We start from the raw sequence: 19,045 nt of genomic DNA, 5'->3' as shown, positions 1-19,045 counted from the left end.
GATGCCATACTAACCAAACGATGAAGTGCTTGCGACGCAAGGAACGATGCCATGAAAGATAAAGCCCGTATCAAAAAAACTATTCCAGGCTTACTTTCTCATCCCCCTGTTTGTATGGCAAAAACACCATCATTAACGTTAGCATTTCGTTGGTTGACTGCATATCGCCAAACGACCATACTGTTTGCGGCGGGTTATGCGGATTGAATGGGTTGGACGCAGTATTGTCGTACAAACCTTCAATATGAATAACCGAGCCTTTGGGCGCCCTTACCAGTTTTGGAAAACGGTAGATTTCCTGCCAGCGAAAATCCCAGTCTGGTATATGCACCAACCTAACCGTATCGCCGCCGGGCTTGATGATATACGCCTTATATTCTTTGCCTATATAATGCATGTGCGGCCACACGTACATGATGGAAAAATCTTCACTGGGGTTCATAACATCCAGCGAGAAACTTTTCTTTTCATTGGCCTTAATAAAAAAAGTTGGCGTGATATCTTTTTCGCCAATGCCGCCAGAGCCAAAGCTGATAACCTTAACCTTGCGGGCAATGGGTGTTTTTTTGAAGAAAAGGTTTATGCCGTTAAGACTGTTTTGGTCTACGGTGCCTGGCGCAAAGTGAACAGTCATTAAAATAACACCACGCTTGGGCATAACCCAGCCAAAGTCCTTAGGATATGATTCGTAAGTGGTACCTGGTATCCATCCGCCATAGTACGTGATTGTTTTCCGGTAAGGTTGGTATTGGTCAAATTTTTTCCGGTCATCATCTGTGAGATTAATGAAGGCGTCGGTTTTGTACAGGTCAACAGCCGTATCGGGCACAGCATGCACCGCGTAGTTAACATGATGTACCAGTTTGCGGTTGTTGCTTAAAAATTCTATGGCTTCTACATTGGCAGTATCCGCCAATTCAAAAGGAATTTTGAATACGATGAACCTTTCACCACCATCACCTTTTACCAAAAAACTGTCAGTCATTTTAAGAACCATATCGGGCTGCCGGCTGTACTGGGTTCCTTCCAGCATAGGTTTTGATACTGCAGGCTTAGCAACTTGCTTGCCTTCTGGTGCTTTATTATTCACCCATTTCACAATTACATCAATTTCTTTTTGCGATAAAGAGCGGTCATTGGCAAAATGAACATACTTGTTATCGGCACGCCAAGGTGGCATGTAGCGGCTTTGAACAACATCCTTGATAAAGGAAGCCCGCCTGGCAACATCGTCATACGTAAGAAGCGAAAAAGGGCCTGCTTCGCCCGGGCGGTGGCAGGGGGCACATTTCCCTGCAATAATGGGCTGTACATCTTTGTAATAAGTAACCTCCTGCGCCAAAATACTTGTCGCACAAACCAGCAAAAAACTTATTACAAGTAGTTTCTTCATTTTAGTAGTTGTTTATTTTGCAGCCGGTGGCCTTGGTTCTTTTAATAGCCACCGGTTGGTGGCTGAGTGTTTGGGAAATAGCATTTTGCAGATAGTTTGCTGTTGCTTTAACCCGGCGTTTGCCAAGGCCTTCAAGCAGGTTATCTATCGCGCCTTTATATACGAGCTGTTGGTGATTGTTGAGCAGGATGGCTTCAGGTGTAACTGAAGCGTTTAGATATTTTGATAGCTGTTGTTGCTTATCAATAAGCAGGGGAAAGCTAAAATGGTATTGTTCTGCAAATGCTTTTACCTCAGCGGCTGAATAAGCCTTGCCAGGAACAATGCCATATACTGTCATTTTATCGCCATACTGTTGTTGCAGACTGTTCATAGTTGCAGAGTAATCCTTGCATAAAGGGCACTCAGGCGAAAGAAAAAAGAATAATGTTAAGGGGGTAGAAAATGCGTTTTGAAGTTGGATGTTTTTTTGCGGGCTGGTGTTGATGAGAGTAACAGCGGATATGGTTTTGGTATTAAAAACAGAATCGTTCTGTGCCGGGGACACCGTTTGGATAAGCGTTAAAAGAAAAAGGATAATATAACTTTTTTTACAGCACATGTTCGGTTTCAAATATCGCATAAGTTATGAAAAAATAAACTCCAGGCTAAAGGCAGCCTGGAGTTTATGAAGAAGAAACAAGAGATTATTTTTTATCCCACCAAACACGGCCGAAGAGGTCTGTTGGGCCAGAGCCAAAGTCGGCATCCTGCGCCATAGCGTCTAAAGCTGCCTGTTTGTTGGCGGCATTAAGATCCGTAGCTGCAGGGATAGAAAGAGCTGCACGGCGGGGTATTTGCCTTACGCTTGCATCTATAATCAGGTCAACATTGGCCAAAGCTGTGTTTTTGTTGGGTATGCCAGTACGTTTAAACAAAGCCCATGCTTCGTTAGGTTGCTTGTAAAAATTAATGTACTGTTGAATAGCTATTTGTTCAACAGCCTTGGCAGCATTAAATTTTACGTCGGCCGCATTTTTGTAGTTGTCAATTTCGTCGGCGCTTAACTGCCGGTAATTTGCCAACTTTGCTATAGAGCCTGCATTATCGAAAAAAGTGATGGAGGCTTCAATACCCTTATTATACCATTCTTCGGCATTGCCTGAGGCTAAGCCCCGGGCCGCAATTTCTGCTCTCATAAAGCAATAATCTGCATAGGTAATCAAAGGAAGTGTAACTACACCATCCCCGCCATTATTAGCCGGTTGCCACATGCGGTAATTTAAAAAAGAAAGCGTATCAAGGCTAAGGCTGGCAGAAACTCTTTTTACAGTAAACCAGGATTGATAAGCTCCTGTGGCATCATCCGGGCTAATGGGAGCACCGACATATTGGTTAGGATTCCAGACAGCGTTTGCCGGATAAAGGCCAGAGTCTTTGGCTATTTCAAAGTTTTCTTCGGAATAGTTATTAGGCTGGTAATAGAGCCTAACCCTTGGGTCGCTATTTTTTAGCATAAAATCAACTGTCGGCTTGGGAGCCCTGAACGTAGTTATGTCCCAGTTACCGCCGGACGTAAACGTTTCATCAGCATACAACACCCAACCATCTGCATTGCTGGCCATCTGTTCGCCATCAGCCAGAACATCAGCGAAGATTGCTTTAGCTGTTGCTTCATCCCTTTTTAACAGTCGCATGGCGATTCTTAAGCGAAGGGCATTGGCAACCCGCACCCATTTTACAGCCTCACCCTTAAACCAGAGGTCGTTATTACCAAGTGATACCTGCGTTACCGGCTGAGTGGCCTTTAGTGTTGCAATGGATTCTTTTAACTTGGTTTCAAAAATTTGGAAAAGCTCCTGTTGCGATTCGTATTTTGGAGTGAGTGTTCCTCCGTAGCGGCCCTGGAAAGCTTCGCTGTAAGCCAGGCTACCGTTTATGTCAGAAACGTAAAACCCATAGTAGCTTTTTACTATTTCCGCAATTGCTGCCATGTGAACATAAGCAGGACGTTCAGATTCAGGCTTTAGAGCGATGAGTGCATTTAAGTCTGCTATTTGCGCTCCCAAGGTAGGGTAGAAGATACCATAACGGGAATTAAAGTTACCTACATCATTTAGAAAGGTTTTGGCATTTCCGTTTTGAGCAGTGTTCATTTGCATCCACGGCATTATTCTGCGGTAGGAATCATAGAAAGCCTCGAAGTCTTGGCCGTGTATCTGGATAGCCGTATTTAAAAACTGTTCCTGTGGCTCTATTCCGTACAATATGTTAGGATTAGTATTGTCCTCTACAAAATCAGCTTTTTTACAACTGTTCCCAAGTAGCAGGAACATTGCACCATATATGAGATATTTTTTCTTTTTCATGCAAATCAGTTAAATAGGTAAGTAATTAGAATCCGGCATTTACTGTAAAGCCATAGCTTCTGATAAACGGAAGACCACCGTATTCCGCAAATGCGCCTGCCCTGCTGCTGAATATGCTTTCGGGGTTGATGTTGTCTTTCGCATTGTTGTACAGGTAAACAAGGTTGCGGCCAACCAGGCTAACCCTTAAACTCGAAAACTTAATTTTTGAAGTGAACTTTTTGGGCAAATTATAGCCAACAGAAACTTCCCTCAATGATACCCATGAGTTTTCGAAAACAGAGTATTCCCGGATACCTGTACCCCAGCTTGCAATACCATCATAGTAAGCTGCTGCGGACATAGGTTTTGTTAAACCTTTGGATACGGCTTCGGCATAGCTCATGCCGCTTACGTCAACGCCGTTTAATTGAATACCATCAGAGAAAACACCGTCAGGTATGATGCCATCGTTACGGGTCCTTCCTTCATCATCTACCCATTCAACACCGCCGTGTGCTGCATCCCTGCCAAATAATGTGCTTTTAAAGCTGCCATACTGAGAACCATATTGGTGTGTGGCTGAAGCCATCATGCCGCCAACTTTGGCGTCTGCTTGTACAAATAAGCTAAAGTCTTTGTAGCGAAATTCATGAATATTTGTCATCAGGAATTTTTCCATCATGCTGCCGATTTCTCTCTGGCCCTGGCCAATATCCTGAGACCTCCAGAATACACCATTTTGTTTAAGAAGTTTCTTGCCGTAATTAGGAGAACCTTTGTCCTGTACTAGAGCATAAGCATAACCACTCACAATTGTACCATAATCTTTGCCTACAATAGCTTGAGATTGTACATCTGCACCAAATGCAAGATCAAGTGTGTAAGTATTTACCCCATATTCCTTTCCAATATCAATAATTTTATTCCTGTTCCTGGTAAAGTTAACAGTGGTGTTCCACTGGAAATTCTTTGACCTCACCGGGCTGCCGGTTAAGCTGATTTCAATGCCTTGATTTTGGATATTGCCCGCATTCAAAACGATACTGCTTAAACCGCTTTCTGAGGGAGCAGGAAGGCCAATTACCTGGTTGAAAGTGTTCTTCTTATACCAGGCAATATCAATGCCCAGCCTGTTGTTCAGGAATTTCATTTCAGCGCCGAATTCAAGCTCTCTTGTTCTTTGTGGTTTTAAGTTTTGGTTACCAAGGTTAAGGCTGCTCAATCCATACCGGGGAACCAACGAACCATCAGGATTTGTGTAGTTGCCATTTAGTGTATAACCAAAGCCATCGCTCGTTTTATAAATATCGGGGCCGCTTCCGGTGTATCCCAGGCTACCGCGAAGTTTACCATAAGAAAGAAAACCAAAAGCTGAAGACTTCTTAAGGCTTTCACTGAATATGTAAGACAAACCAACTGATGGATAGATATAGCTAAAATCTCCATGGCCATCAGGGTAAACAAGATTAGAGTTCCAGTCATTACGAAGGCTAAAGCTCATAGTAACAAGGTCTCTCCAAGTGGCGTCGCCATACATGTAAACCGCGTCCAGGCGGCTAACAGCATTTCTGCCTGCATCGCCGGAAGCAGCATTAACAGAGTTGGAAATAGCATAGATATCTGCTATCTTAAAACCGCCATTAGTGTTAGAGTTGGAATAGTATCCTCCCAGGTTGCGGTTGGTCTCACCTCCGATAGAAAGGCTGCCATCTATATCATTTGTAATTTCTTTACTTGCAGATAATACTGCTTGCAACCTTCCTGTTTTTGAGCTGCTTTGCGCTAACCGGTAATAGCCGCCAACACGAAACGCTCTTCCATCACCCCTGTTTTTTGTTTCATCAGTAGTGTTAATGGTGTTTACGTTACCTCTAACCAACAAACTTAACCATGGGGTAATAGTTGCTGTAATGTCAAGGTTGGCCCTTAAATTATCTTCTCTGCGCGACACATTGTTTTGATAATAGCTCCAAAAAACACCTGTCATAGAGCCTCTTAAATAAGGGCTGGGGTTGGCAACCGTTGTGCCCCATCTGCCACCATTTATTGTATCAATGTAATTTGTGCTGTTGTATCCAATATCGTAGTGGCGGGAGTTTGAATATGCCAATCTAAACAGGGGATTTGAATTACCGCCTTGCAATATTGGGTTTAACGAGTAGGAAGTAGCGTAAGATGCAGAGGCATCAAGGTTTAGAAAACTACTTAGTTTTTGTGTTGCCCTTAACGTGAAGACGTCTCTCTTAAACGAGTTATTCGGCATTACGCTGTTATTCTTTGTGTTGGTATAGGCAAAGCGGAAAGTAGTCCTTTCACTGCCGCCTTCTACTGCTACATTGGTATTATAAAACTTGCCGGTCTGGAAAAGATCCAACAGGTTATTGGCTTTCCAGGGTATTAACCTGCCATCCGCGTCACGAACAGTGCTTCCATCGAATTTTGGCCCAAAGCTGTAATAGGGTCCGAGTGAAGGCTCCACTTCATTCATGCCATCAGCGCCTTTTACAAAAAATGGGTCATAGCCACCGCCATATTCATTCTGAAAGTCTGGAAGCCTGTAAGCTTTTTCAAAAGTTTGTGAATGAGAAAAAGTAACACCAACACCCTTACGAACTTTACCCTTTTTGGTAGTAATTAATACAACGCCATATTGACCATCAGAGCCATAAAGTGCTGTTGCTGCAGAGCCTTTTAAAACGGTCAAGCTTTCGTAATCATCGGGGTTTAAATTTTTCAGCTCGTTACCAAAGTCTCTCGCATCACCCCAGGAATCTGCACCGGAAACGCCTGGCCTTATCAAAACGCCATCTATTACAAAAAGCGGCTGCGTGTTATTAGAAATAATGGAAGTATTACCTCTAATCCTTATCCTGGAACTTGAAGAAGGACCACCAGCGCCCTGGTTAATCATTACACCGGCAACCTTGCCCTGCAATGCATTAACTATGTTTGGGGTGTTTGTTCTTGAAAGGTCTTCTCCTTTCACTTCTGTAACCGCGTAAGTAATTTTCCTGGTACTTTTTCTGGCGCCAAAACCAGTAACCACAACTTCATTTAGTTCTGTTGTAGAACCAACAAGCGTTACTGCCAGAAAATCATCTGAGTTTACTTCTACTTCCTGTGCCTGGAAACCGATGCTGGAGAAAACCAATACCGGGTTAGAAAGCGGGGCTACAATCTTAAAATTGCCTTGCCCGTCTGATGTGCCTGAAACCTTGGTTCCTTTTACGGTAATGGTTACGCCCGGAACGCCATTACCAGTGCTGTCTCTTACAGCTCCTAATACAGTTCTTTTGCCTTGCCCAAATGCAAATATGCTTCCAATGCATAATAGCAGAAGAAGCATTAAGCCTTTTGTTTTCTTCATAGCAGTTTGTTTAAGTTTGAAAATTGATAAATAGCCGGTTAAGCCTTGGATGATTGGAGAATAACATCACATAAGCCAGAGGAGGTGTAAATTCTTCAGGGTTATGCTGTAATTCGGGTGTTAAGATAATTAACTTTTTAAAAAAATTATGAAAGTTTTTTATTTTTTTGTAGAACTAACAAATTTATCCAACATATTATTCAATTGTTAGCTTCCGTTTTTGTAAAACGAAGCCATGTTATAAATGCGTAAAATCTCACTGGTTTCAACTGCATAATAATAATTGCATCGGTCATAAATCGGTATCTCTTCGGCAGATCCTCCTTTCCGTATCGTTTTTTCATGCTGGGTTTTGTGTGCAAACTAATTTCCTGTCACCTACGCTAAAACCTATTAAATCTTTATTTTTGCCCGATAACTGAATACCCGTCTCAAAAAAGGTTATGAAGAAAATAGAACTGGAAATAGTTGCGTTGTCGCATAGTATTACGCAAACGCATTCTTATGCGGTTGTTTTGGGAGAAGTGAACGGTCTTCGTCGCCTGCCAATTGTTATCGGCGGTTTTGAGGCGCAGGCCATTGCAGTGGCCCTGGAGCGTATGCAGCCCAGCAGGCCGCTTACCCACGACCTGATGAAAAACTTTATGAATGCCTTTAATGTAGAGTTGATGGAAATTATAATCAACGACCTGCAGGAAGGTATTTTCTACTCCAAACTGGTTTGCATCAGCGAGCACGATACCATTGAAATAGATAGCCGCACCAGCGACGCACTTGCGTTGGCGGTACGTTTCGGTTGCCCCATTTTTACCTACGACCATATCCTGGAAAGTGCAGGTATTCTTATGGAAGACACGGGTAAAAAGAAAAAAACCGAAGTGCCTGTCAGCAGCGAATCGCCGGTAAGTTCCTCCGGCCGGGAAGACCTTTCAAAACTTAGCCTTGACGAGCTGAATACCCTGCTTAACGATGTGCTGGACCAGGAAGACTACATCCGCGCCATTGCTATAAGGGATGAAATTAACAAACGAAAGTAAAACGGAAAAGATGTGAGACGTTGCAGTAATTCACCATTCACCACTCACTACTCACCATCTCGATACCAGCTTCGGCTTTCATGGCATCGTCCCTTGCGTCGCAAGCACTTCATCTTCAAATCAATGGGCATCGTCCCGTTTCCGGTGCAGGCAGTAAGCTGGTTTTCCGGGTTGCCGGTTCAATAAAGATTCTTTGATGAGTGGGTTTGGTGCTGCCCGTCCGCGCCAGGGATAGGAGTGGATACCCCGCTGAGGCTCATGCCGCAAGGGGCTGTGGCGGAGTAGTAACGGATAGCCCGGTGCTTTAGCAGGCGCCCAAACTATCGTTCCAATATTTATACAACCATACAACCGAAATCTTTTGATTTATTTCCCCGGCTGCAAAATCAATCTCGGCCTTAATATAATAAGTAAACGTAACGATGGTTACCATAACCTGGAAACGGTTTTTTATCCATTGCCCCTGAAAGATGCGGTAGAGATAATTAGGTCAGCCGATGCACCGCCGGAAAAGGATGTGGAATTTACAACTTCCGGGTTGGCCATACGCGGCGGTGAAAGTGATAACCTTTGCATTAGGGCATATACTATAATAAAGAAGGATTTTCCCGGGCTGCCTAAGATAAAAATGCACCTGCACAAGAATATACCTATGGGCGCAGGCCTGGGTGGGGGCAGCGCCGATGGGGCTTTTGTATTAAAACTGTTGAATGATAAGTTTAAACTCGGCCTTTCTGAAGAAAAGCTTATGGCATATGCGTTGCAACTGGGCAGCGATTGCCCATTCTTCATCAACAACCGGCCGGCTTATGCGGAGGGGCGGGGTGATCTGTTGCAGCCATTGCCGTTAGATTTGTCCGGCTACAGGTTTGTGCTCGTAAACCCAGGCATTCATGTAAAAACATCTGAAGCTTTTGCGGCTGTAAAGCCCGGAAAACCTTCTGTTAACGTAAGGGAAGTGGTAAGCCAGCCAGTAGCAACCTGGCGAAACCTGTTGAAAAACGATTTTGAAGCCGGGGTGGCTGCTTTGCATCCTGAAATTGCTGACATTAAAGAAATTCTATATAAGTCCGGGGCTGTGTATGCATCTATGACGGGTAGCGGCAGTACTGTTTTCGGCATTTTTCCCTTTGGTTTTAACCAGGCATTTCTGTTCCCCGGGCACTATATTGTAGTTGTTCTTTAAAATCTAAACACTGAAATACAGCCGGTTATATTTTGCTGTTAGATTATTTTTATCTTTTTGCAGGGTTCTTTGCAATAAATTCAAGGTTATAAAGCTTCCCTTAAAAAATATTTAGCGCCTATTTTATTAAATTTTCGTAATTTTATTCGCCTGCCATAATTTTTATCCAAACAAAATCATCGTTTGCCTATGCCTGTACAAAACAGACATGAGGGATTGTATGACCCCTCCTTTGAGCGTGACGCCTGTGGAATTGGTTTTGTAGCCAACATTAGAGGCAACAAATCTCACCAGATTATTTCTGACGCGTTAACCGTGTTGGAAAATATGGAGCACCGCGGCGCTTGTGGATGTGAGAATAATTCCGGTGATGGCGCCGGCATTATGATACAGACACCACATGAATTCTTCTTCGATGAATGCCTTAAGCTGGGTGTGCACCTGCCGGCTTTTGGTAAGTATGGCGTGGGTGTAATGTTCTTTCCCAAAGAAATACGACTGAGGGAAGAATGCCGTGACATATTTAACCGCTGCGCAGAAAAACTTGGGCTGGAAGTGCTGGCCTACCGCCGTGTTCCGGTTAACCAAACCGATATTGGCCCAACGGCGCTTTCAGTAGAGCCGGAGATGGAACAGGTTTTTATAGCCTGCCCAGACCATATCAGCAACCCGCAGGAGTTTGAGCGAAAGTTATTTGTGCTGCGCAATTATGCTTCCCACACTGTAAATAATACGGTACGTAAAGATGAGATTGGCTTTTACATAGCCTCTCTCTCTTATAAAACTGTAGTATATAAAGGCCAGCTAATCAGCAGCCAGGTACGTCCTTATTTTCCTGATTTAAATAATAAGCGCCTGGTTAGCGCATTCGGGCTGGTACACTCCCGTTTTGCCACCAATACTTTCCCTAGCTGGAAGCTGGCACAACCTTTCCGTTTTATAGCCCACAATGGTGAGATAAATACCTTGCAGGGTAATCTTAACTGGTTAAAAACCAGTGAGAAGGGTTTTGAAACACCACTCTTTACCAAAGAAGAGATGGATTTGCTGTTGCCCATCGTGTCATCTAACCAAAGCGATAGCGCCTGCCTGGATAATATGGTGGAAATGCTAACGCTTAGCGGCCGCCCGCTGGCACATGTAATGATGATGCTGATACCCGAAGCCTGGGATGGCAACGAGCACATGAACCCCATTAAAAAGGCCTTTTACGAATACCATGCAGCCTTGATGGAGCCCTGGGATGGCCCGGCTTCTATTTCTTTTACGGATGGCAAAATAATTGGCGCCACGCTAGACAGGAATGGCCTTCGCCCTTCCCGCTACTGCGTAACAACTGATGACCGTGTAATAATGGCTTCAGAAACCGGCGCATTACCTGTTGACCCTGCCACCATTAAAGAAAAGGGCCGCCTGCAACCCGGCAAAATGTTCGTGGTGGATATGGAGCAGGGCCGTATCATCAGTGACGAAGAATTAAAACACGATATCTGTTCATCCAAACCTTATGCGGAATGGCTGAATAAATATAAAATAAGGCTGGAAGAATTGCCAGAGCCGAGGGTGCTGTTTACACACCTGGAAACTGACCAGATATTTAAATACCAGAAAGCATTTGGTTACTCCACCGAGGACCTTGAAACCATTATTGCCCCAATGGCCATTGATGGTAAAGAGCCTGTAGGCTCCATGGGTACGGATGTGCCGCTAGCTGTACTAAGCGACCAGCCGCAACACCTGAGCAGCTACTTTAAACAGTTGTTTGCCCAGGTAACCAACCCACCTATTGACCCCATCCGGGAAAGGATGGTAATGTCACTGGCTACTTTTGTAGGCAACAACGGTAACCTTTTAATAGAAGACCCGCTAAGCTGCCACTGTGTAGCGCTTAAGCAACCGGTTTTAAATAACCACGAGCTGGAAAAGCTCCGCAGCATAGATACCGGCATCTTCCAGGCTAAAACGCTGCAAACCTACTTTAGGGCAGATGGTAAGCCGGGTTCTTTAAAAGCCGGTCTTGACAGGCTTTGCCGCTATGCGGTAGATGCTGCCAACGATGGTTTTGAAGTGCTGATTTTATCAGACAGGGCCATAGACAGCGATCATGCGCCCATACCATCCCTGCTGGCGCTTTCAGCCGTGCACCATCACCTTATCCGCAAAGGGCTGCGTGGCCAGGTTGGCCTGGTGGTTGAGGCCGGCGACGTTTGGGAAGTACACCATTTTGCCTGTTTGATAGGTTTTGGCGCCACTGCCATAAACCCTTACCTGGCACTGTCTTCCATAAGGGATATGCGGCTGAATAACAAGCTGGAAACGCAGCTTGACCCCGAGCAACTGAAGAAGAACTATGTGAAAGCCGTTTGTGACGGCCTTTTGAAAGTATTCTCGAAAATGGGTATTTCCACTTTCCAGAGCTACCAGGGTGCGCAGATATTTGAGATAATCGGTATTAATAAATCTGTAGTAGATACTTACTTCACCGGCGCCACATCCCGCATACAGGGCATGGGCCTGGATGAAATCGCCAAAGAAACCCTGAGCAAGCATTTTCTTGGCTTTAGCAGAAAGGATATTCCTGTTGACCGCCTGCCTGTGGGTGGTTTGTACCAGTGGAAGCGTAAAGGCGAGTTTCACCTGTTTAACCCGCAAACCATTCACCTGTTGCAGTATTCCACCAGGATGAATGACTACAGTATTTTTAAGAAATACACCAAACTGGTAAACGACCAGGGCGAAAAAGCCGCTACACTGCGCAGCCTCTTCAAGTTTAAGAAAAACAGGCCTGCAGTGCCCATCGAAGAGGTGGAAGCAGCGGAAAATATTTACAAGCGTTTCGCTACCGGCGCAATGAGTTTTGGCTCTATTTCCTGGGAGGCGCATACCACGCTGGCCATTGCCATGAACCGCCTGGGCGGTAAAAGCAATACCGGTGAAGGTGGCGAAGATGAAGTGCGCTATACAAAACTGCCCAATGGCGATTCTATGCGTTCTGCCATTAAGCAGGTAGCATCCGCACGTTTTGGGGTAACCAGCTATTACCTTACTGAAGCTGATGAATTACAGATTAAAATGGCCCAGGGTGCTAAACCGGGCGAGGGTGGCCAGTTGCCCGGCCATAAGGTAGACGACTGGATTGGGCGTACAAGGCACTCCACACCTGGCGTAGGCTTGATTTCTCCGCCGCCGCACCACGATATTTATTCCATTGAAGATTTGGCGCAGTTGATATTTGACCTGAAGAATGCCAACCGGGCAGCCCGTATAAATGTTAAGCTGGTTTCCAAAGCCGGTGTGGGCACTATTGCCGCGGGTGTTGCAAAAGCCAAGGCCGATGTTATATTGATTGCCGGTAACGATGGTGGTACCGGGGCATCGCCAATAAGTTCCATTAAACATGCGGGTTTGCCGTGGGAGCTTGGTTTGGCCGAAACACACCAAACACTGGTACGCAACAAATTGCGCAGCAGGGTAGTGGTACAAACAGACGGCCAGTTAAAAACAGGCCGGGACGTTGCTATTGCTGCGTTGCTGGGGGCCGAAGAGTGGGGTATTGCAACGGCTGCACTGGTAGTTGAAGGTTGCATTATGATGCGTAAATGCCATTTGAATACCTGCCCCGTGGGTGTTGCCACACAAGACCCGGAACTGCGCAAACGCTTTACCGGCAATGCCGACCATGTGGTAAACTTCTTTAAGTTTATTACCCAGGAGCTAAGGGAAATAATGGCGGAACTGGGCTTTAGGACAGTGAACGAAATGATTGGCCAGGTAGATACGCTGGAGCCAAGGGAAAACATAACGCATTGGAAATACAGCAAGCTGGATATATCCGCCATCCTGTACAAAGAGCCGGCAACAGAATATGTTGGCCTGTACAACCAGGAAGAGCAGGATCATGGCCTAGCCAACGTGCTGGACTGGAAGCTGCTGAAAGCCGCGGAACCAGCCTTGAAAAACAAGGAAAAAGTAACCGGGGAATTTACCATCATTAATACAGACAGGACTGCCGGTACCATTCTTTCCAACGAGATCAGCAAGATTTACAAAGCGGATGGCCTGCCGGATGATACCATACATTACAAACTTACCGGTACCGCTGGCCAAAGCTTTGCCGCTTTTAATACTAAGGGGGTAACCTTTGAACTGGAAGGCGATGCCAATGACTATTTCGGTAAAGGCTTAAGCGGCGCAAGGCTGGTAATATACCCACCTAAGCAGGCTACTTTTGTACCGGAAGAAAACAGCATTATCGGCAATGTGGCTTTCTATGGCGCCACATCCGGCGAGGCGTTTATACGGGGTAAAGCCGGGGAACGCTTTTGTGTACGTAACTCCGGCGCCAAAGTAGTGGTTGAGGGCGTGGGCGACCATGGTTGTGAATATATGACCGGTGGCACAGCCATCATCCTGGGTGCTACGGGCCGCAACTTTGCCGCGGGCATGAGTGGCGGGATTGCTTATGTATACGATGTGCAGGGTAAATTCGCCTCCATGTGCAACATGGAAATGGTTGACCTTGACCCCGTAGGCGAAGAAGATGCTAAACTGCTGCAGGATATGATAAGTAAGCATTACGAATATACTGCCAGCACCGTGGCCCGTTTTGTACTGGATGATTTTGAAAACCAGCTTAGGAATTTTGTAAAAGTGTTCCCGCGGGATTACAAGAAAGCATTGCTGGAGAAGAAGCATAAGATGGAGCTTAGCAAATAGTGCATTCGCGGAATATGCCCAAGGCGTGTTGTATCATTTCATGTTACGCAGGTGATTGATGCCAGTGTTACTGCAGATGAAAGGATTGCGACGCAACAGGCGATGCCACGAAGCGCTTTAGCTGGTATCATAAAAAAGTAAAGGGAGCATACAAATGGCCATGTAGCTGTGGCCGGTATCATCCCTAACAACCGATTAATCAAAACAAATCAGAAACTGAGATATGGGTAAACCAACCGGGTTTATTGAGTTTACAAGAGAATTGCCGGCCAAACGCCCCGTACAGGAACGCCTGAACGATTACAACGAGTTTATAGAAAAGTATTCTTCCGATAAACTTAACCAGCAGGCCGCCCGTTGCATGAATTGCGGCATACCATTCTGCCACAGCGGTTGCCCGCTGGGTAATGTAATTCCGGAGTTTAATGATGCCATCTACCGTAAAAACTGGAAAGAGGCTTACGATATTTTAAGCTCTACCAACAATTTTCCTGAGTTTACAGGCCGTATTTGTCCTGCGCCTTGCGAAAGCGCCTGTGTACTGGGCATAAACCAGCCGCCCGTTGCTATTGAAGAAATAGAAAGGCATATTATAGAAATAGCTTTTGAAAACGGGCTGGTAAAAGCCAAAAAACCCAATGTACGCACAGGCAAAAAAATAGCTGTGGTAGGTTCTGGTCCTGCGGGCCTGGCTGCCGCTGCGCAGCTTAATTATGCCGGGCATTCTGTTACCGTTTTTGAGCGGGATGATGCACCGGGTGGTCTGCTGCGTTACGGCATACCCGATTTTAAGCTGGAAAAATGGGTGATAGACAGACGGGTGGCTGTAATGGAAGAAGAAGGCGTAGTATTTAAGTGCAATGCCAACGTGGGTGTAAATGTGCCGCTGAATGATATACTGCGGGAGTACCATGCGGTTGTGCTGGCTGGCGGTTCTACCGTACCCCGCAACCTGGATATTCCAGGCCGCAACCTGAAAGGTGTTTATTATGCTATGCAGTTTCTGAAACAACAAAATAAGAGAGTTGCAGGTAAAGACCCCCTTAGCAATGCCCATATAGAAAGCAATATTTGGTTTGAAGAGCTTAGGGCCGATGGTAAGAATGTTGTAGTAATTGGCGGAGGCGATACCGGCAGCGATTGCGTGGGTACATCCAACAGGCATGGCGCTACATCTGTAACACAGTTTGAGTTAATGCCCCAGCCTCCTGCCAGCCGTACCACTTTTATGCCCTGGCCAACTTACCCAATGGTGCTTAAAACATCCTCATCGCATGAAGAGGGGGCCAACAGGCACTGGGCTATTACCACCAAGGAATTTATTGGCGACGAAAAGGGTAACCTTAAAGCATTGAAAATAGCCGACCTGGAGTGGAAGGTGAGTGAAGACGGCCGGCCGGCGCAGTTCCAGGAAATTGCGGGCAGCGAAAGAACCATTCCCTGCGAGCTGGCGTTGCTTGCTATGGGCTTTGTGTACCCACAAAAAGAGGGTATGCTGAATGATTTGGACGTAGAACTGGACGACAGGGGCAACGTAAAAGCAACTGAAAAAGAGTATCAAACCAACATTTCCAGGATATTCACCTGTGGCGATATGCGCCGGGGACAATCCCTTGTAGTATGGGCCATCAGCGAGGGCCGGGAATGCGCCAGGAAAGTAGACGAGTTTTTGATGGGGTATTCTTTACTGGAAAGTAAAGATGCGGCATGGGTTACAAAAATTTAGTAATATATTGTAATTAAAAAGGCAGGAATTATGAGCCCGGCTGTACAAACTACTATTAAACTTCCGTTGCGTCGCACTCTTGTACGACAGGAATATAACCCGGCACTGGTAAAAAGGCTCCTAACAATCTTAGTGTCAAATTGTTCTGGTGGATAGTTTTTCGGAAAACCACAATTCATTTTCAACAAATTAAAATAAAAAACCCTGTATAGGATGAAACTTATACAGGGTTTTCTTTTGAATATACACATTATAAATTATTATATATAAAATTATTTTACATTTTAATCATTTTTTGAATTATTTTTACGAAAGTCATTCACACATTGAAAATTTTTTAATGTCAAAATGCAAATCTTAACAGCATGAGCAAACTAACAACCAAACAGGTAGCCCCTTTTCTCATTCTCATCCTGGTGGCTATCGCGGCAATTTTCATTCCTTCATTGCCAGCCTATGACGGCGCCAAAGAGTACAACAGTGCAGATATAGCCTGGATTATCGTGGCTGCTGCGCTTGTTTTTTTAATGACCCCCGGCCTCGCATTTTTTTACGGCGGCATGGTACACCGTAAAAACGTTATCTCTACCATGATCAAAAGCGTTGTTGCAGCGGGTGTTGTAAGCGTTTTATGGGTGGTAGTAGGTTTCAGCCTTGCCTTTGGTAAATCCATCGGCGGTGTAATTGGAGACCCTTCCACTTTTCTTTTCTTTAAAGATGTGGTTTCCGGCGCACCGTGGCCCGGCGCACCAACCATCCCCTTGTTGCTGTTTTCTGTATTTCAATTAATGTTCGCTATTATCACACCAGGTCTTGTAGTAGGTGCCGTGGCAGAGCGCATCCGCTTTACTTCCTATGTGTTATTTATAGTATTGTTTGGCCTGTTGGTATATGCGCCTTTGGCACATTGGTCCTGGCATCCTGATGGGTTCCTGTTTAAAATGGGCGCCCTTGATTTTGCCGGTGGTACTGTAGTGCATATTTCTGCCGGTTGCGCAGCCCTGGCAGGCGCAATGGTGCTTAAAAGAAGAAAAGCGCACCTTGACCACCAGGAGATACCTCCCGCTAACGTGCCTTACGTACTGATAGGTACCGGTTTACTGTGGTTTGGCTGGTTTGGCTTTAACGCCGGTTCTGCGTTGGGCGCCAACTCACTTTCAGTATCAGCTTTCGCTACTACCAATACAGCCGCTGCGGCAGCAGGTCTTTCCTGGATGTTTTTTGATGTAATGAAAGGAAAAAAACCTTCTGTGCTTGGCTTTTGTATCGGTGCGGTAGTTGGCCTGGTTGCCATAACGCCTGCAGCAGGTTTCGTGGCTATCCCTCAAAGTATCTTCATCGGCGTTATAGCCGCAATCATATCTAACGTAGCTGTTTACTACAAACAAAAATCTACGCTGGATGATACACTGGACGTATTCCCATGCCACGGTATAGGTGGTATGGTGGGTATGTTGCTTACAGGTATTTTTGCAACAAAAACCGTAAACAGTGCCGGTAACGATGGCCTTTTCTATGGCAATGCCGCATTCTTCTTTACACAGGTAAAAGCCCTGGGTATAGTAGTGGCTTACAGTTTCGCGGTTTCTTACGGCATATTCAAATTCATCAATTTCATCTTGCCATTACGCGTAACTTCTGAAGAAGAAGAGCTTGGCCTGGATGCTACACAGCACAACGAGAAATACTTACAGGGCACTTTACTGGTGCAGAATAAAACCAACGGCGCATACACTGAAACAGAAGCCGAAAAGGTACAATTTGTTTAAACAAACGACGTACAGGCAGAGAGGGCTGCCATTCAATGCTCTTCTCTGTTAAAACGTTCTGGCTACAATAATGCGCATTGGCCGGTTAGCCCGGCGACAACTGGACATGTTAAGGGTAATTTTCAGATATCTCTTGTTTGAAAAAGGCCGGTGCGCATTATGCTTCTAAAGAATGGCTTGAGAAAATAAAACTAATAAAGGAAACACAACACTTAAAGGAAAAAGAAAAGGTACAGCTTGCATTGAATCTGAACTTCTGGACAAAGTTCGGAATGCGATAGCTATACCCTTTCAATTTAACACTTAAAACTTGACTGCAATGTTACGAAAAATTTTCACTGCATGCTTCGCTATGTCTTCATTTGTCGCGGCTAACGCCCAGGATTCAGCAACTGCCGCCGAACCCCCAAAGCCCACTATTACCGGCTCTTTGGATGTGTATTACAGGTATAATTTTCAGGACCCTAAATCTGGCAGTTTTAATAACTGGACAAGTTTCACCAATTCTCAAAATTCGTTTGAGTTGGGTATGGCCAGTATAAGGGCAGATCACAGCTTCGGTAAGGCCAGTGCAACCATTGATCTTGGTTTTGGCAGAAGGGCTGAAGAGTTTTCATACACCGATGGCGAGGCCAGCTCTGATAAGAATGGCTTCTTTTCACTTGCTAACGTTAAACAGGCTTATTTGAGCTACGCCGTTTCTGACAAGTTTAAATTAACGATGGGTAAATTTGCCACACACGTTGGTTACGAACTGGTAGATGCTTACTTAAACAGGAACTATAGCATGAGCTACATGTTCTCTTACGGCCCCTTCTTTCACACAGGCTTAAAAGCTGATATATCTTTGGGTGGTACCAGCGCATTGATGGTTGGTGTTTCTAACCCCACAGACTTTTCTGCAATGCCCTTCCCCAGTACAGCTAAATTCGTTATTGCACAGTTTAGCACCGGCACTTCTAACGGTAAGTTAAAAGCATTCCTGAACTACCAGGGCGGTAAATACAACATTGGCTCTACGTTAAACCAGGTAGACCTTGTTGTTACCGGCGCGGTATCAGATAAATTCAGCATTGGTTACAACGGTACTGTACAGTCACGCAAACCTGCTGGCGGCTCAAGCGATAGCTGGTGGGGTTCTGCCCTCTATTTCAACTTTGATCCGGTAAGCACATTTGGCTTAACACTGCGTACGGAATATGTAGATGACAAGAAAGATGTTCTTGGTTATTTTAACAGCTCTGTTTTTGCAACAACGCTATCTGGCAACATCAAAGCAGGTAACCTTACTATCATACCGGAATTAAGGTTAGATAGCGCCAACGAAGAAATATTTGAAAAGTCCGGCGGCGAAGGTACCAAGAGTGCATTTACAGCATTACTGGCTGCTACTTACCGCTTCTAACTGCCTTACAAAATAGTCATTCACACGCTGAACCTGGCAGGCCGTACGGTGCCAAACACACCCAAAAGCCTGTCAGGTTGTTGTGAAACAGGGGCCCGCAACCAAACAACTACTGC

10 protein-coding genes are annotated in these 19,045 nt (G+C 45.2%); 6 read left to right on the top strand and 4 right to left on the bottom strand.

The window, feature by feature from the left end; genetic code table 11:
- Positions 1–79: 79 nt before the first annotated feature.
- The 4 genes from F0364_RS21610 to F0364_RS21595 form a co-directional block, all read right to left on the bottom strand.
- Positions 80–1,393 (bottom strand): c-type cytochrome, encoded by a 1,314-nt coding sequence (locus tag F0364_RS21610; protein ID WP_153799900.1) that lies wholly within the window; start codon positions 1,391–1,393, stop codon positions 80–82.
- Between the two features lies 1 nt (position 1,394).
- Positions 1,395–1,994 (bottom strand): redoxin domain-containing protein, encoded by a 600-nt coding sequence (locus tag F0364_RS21605; protein ID WP_235921197.1) that lies wholly within the window; start codon positions 1,992–1,994, stop codon positions 1,395–1,397.
- An 85-nt stretch (positions 1,995–2,079) separates the two neighbouring features.
- Positions 2,080–3,741: a SusD/RagB family nutrient-binding outer membrane lipoprotein gene (locus tag F0364_RS21600; protein ID WP_153799898.1), complete on the bottom strand. Its 1,662-nt coding sequence runs from the start codon at positions 3,739–3,741 to the stop codon at positions 2,080–2,082.
- Between the two features lie 25 nt (positions 3,742–3,766).
- On the bottom strand, positions 3,767–7,090 hold the full coding sequence (locus F0364_RS21595; protein ID WP_153799897.1) for a SusC/RagA family TonB-linked outer membrane protein: 3,324 nt from the start codon (positions 7,088–7,090) through the stop codon (positions 3,767–3,769).
- A 443-nt stretch (positions 7,091–7,533) separates the two neighbouring features.
- On the opposite strand from F0364_RS21595, the gene F0364_RS21590 reads away from it, so the two are divergent.
- The 6 genes from F0364_RS21590 (at position 7,534) to F0364_RS21565 (ending at position 18,929) form a co-directional block, all read left to right on the top strand.
- The gene (locus tag F0364_RS21590; protein WP_153799896.1) at positions 7,534–8,127 is read left to right on the top strand and encodes a bifunctional nuclease family protein; all 594 of its coding nucleotides are present in this window, start codon (positions 7,534–7,536) and stop codon (positions 8,125–8,127) included.
- Positions 8,128–8,488: 361 nt separating this feature from the next.
- Positions 8,489–9,313, top strand: a complete 825-nt coding sequence (gene ispE, locus F0364_RS21585; protein ID WP_153799895.1) for a 4-(cytidine 5'-diphospho)-2-C-methyl-D-erythritol kinase — start codon at positions 8,489–8,491, stop codon at positions 9,311–9,313.
- A gap of 189 nt (positions 9,314–9,502) precedes the next feature.
- Complete coding sequence (gene gltB / locus F0364_RS21580; protein ID WP_153799894.1) at positions 9,503–14,029, top strand: glutamate synthase large subunit; 4,527 nt, start codon at positions 9,503–9,505, stop codon at positions 14,027–14,029.
- Between the two features lie 223 nt (positions 14,030–14,252).
- Positions 14,253–15,755 (top strand): glutamate synthase subunit beta, encoded by a 1,503-nt coding sequence (locus F0364_RS21575; RefSeq protein ID WP_153799893.1) that lies wholly within the window; start codon positions 14,253–14,255, stop codon positions 15,753–15,755.
- A 365-nt stretch (positions 15,756–16,120) separates the two neighbouring features.
- The gene (locus F0364_RS21570; protein WP_153799892.1) at positions 16,121–17,524 is read left to right on the top strand and encodes an ammonium transporter; all 1,404 of its coding nucleotides are present in this window, start codon (positions 16,121–16,123) and stop codon (positions 17,522–17,524) included.
- Between the two features lie 319 nt (positions 17,525–17,843).
- Entirely contained in the window at positions 17,844–18,929 is a 1,086-nt protein-coding gene (locus F0364_RS21565) for an outer membrane beta-barrel protein (RefSeq protein WP_153799891.1), read from the top strand.
- Positions 18,930–19,045: the final 116 nt, after the last annotated feature.

The organism is Foetidibacter luteolus, from assembly GCF_009650435.1.
Taxonomy (GTDB): Bacteria; Bacteroidota; Bacteroidia; order Chitinophagales; family Chitinophagaceae; genus Foetidibacter; species Foetidibacter luteolus.
The sequence above is the reverse complement of the archived record's forward strand: the minus strand, read 5'-3'. Positions and strand labels throughout refer to the sequence as shown.

Coding starts and splice junctions, on each gene's coding strand:
- F0364_RS21610 (WP_153799900.1), bottom strand. CDS start 1,393: ATGAAGAAACTACTTGTAATAAGTTTTTTGCTGGTTTGTGCGACAAGT.
- F0364_RS21605 (WP_235921197.1), bottom strand. CDS start 1,994: ATGTGCTGTAAAAAAAGTTATATTATCCTTTTTCTTTTAACGCTTATC.
- F0364_RS21600 (WP_153799898.1), bottom strand. CDS start 3,741: ATGAAAAAGAAAAAATATCTCATATATGGTGCAATGTTCCTGCTACTT.
- F0364_RS21595 (WP_153799897.1), bottom strand. CDS start 7,090: ATGAAGAAAACAAAAGGCTTAATGCTTCTTCTGCTATTATGCATTGGA.
- F0364_RS21590 (WP_153799896.1), top strand. CDS start 7,534: ATGAAGAAAATAGAACTGGAAATAGTTGCGTTGTCGCATAGTATTACG.
- gltB (WP_153799894.1), top strand. CDS start 9,503: ATGCCTGTACAAAACAGACATGAGGGATTGTATGACCCCTCCTTTGAG.
- F0364_RS21575 (WP_153799893.1), top strand. CDS start 14,253: ATGGGTAAACCAACCGGGTTTATTGAGTTTACAAGAGAATTGCCGGCC.
- F0364_RS21570 (WP_153799892.1), top strand. CDS start 16,121: ATGAGCAAACTAACAACCAAACAGGTAGCCCCTTTTCTCATTCTCATC.
- F0364_RS21565 (WP_153799891.1), top strand. CDS start 17,844: ATGTTACGAAAAATTTTCACTGCATGCTTCGCTATGTCTTCATTTGTC.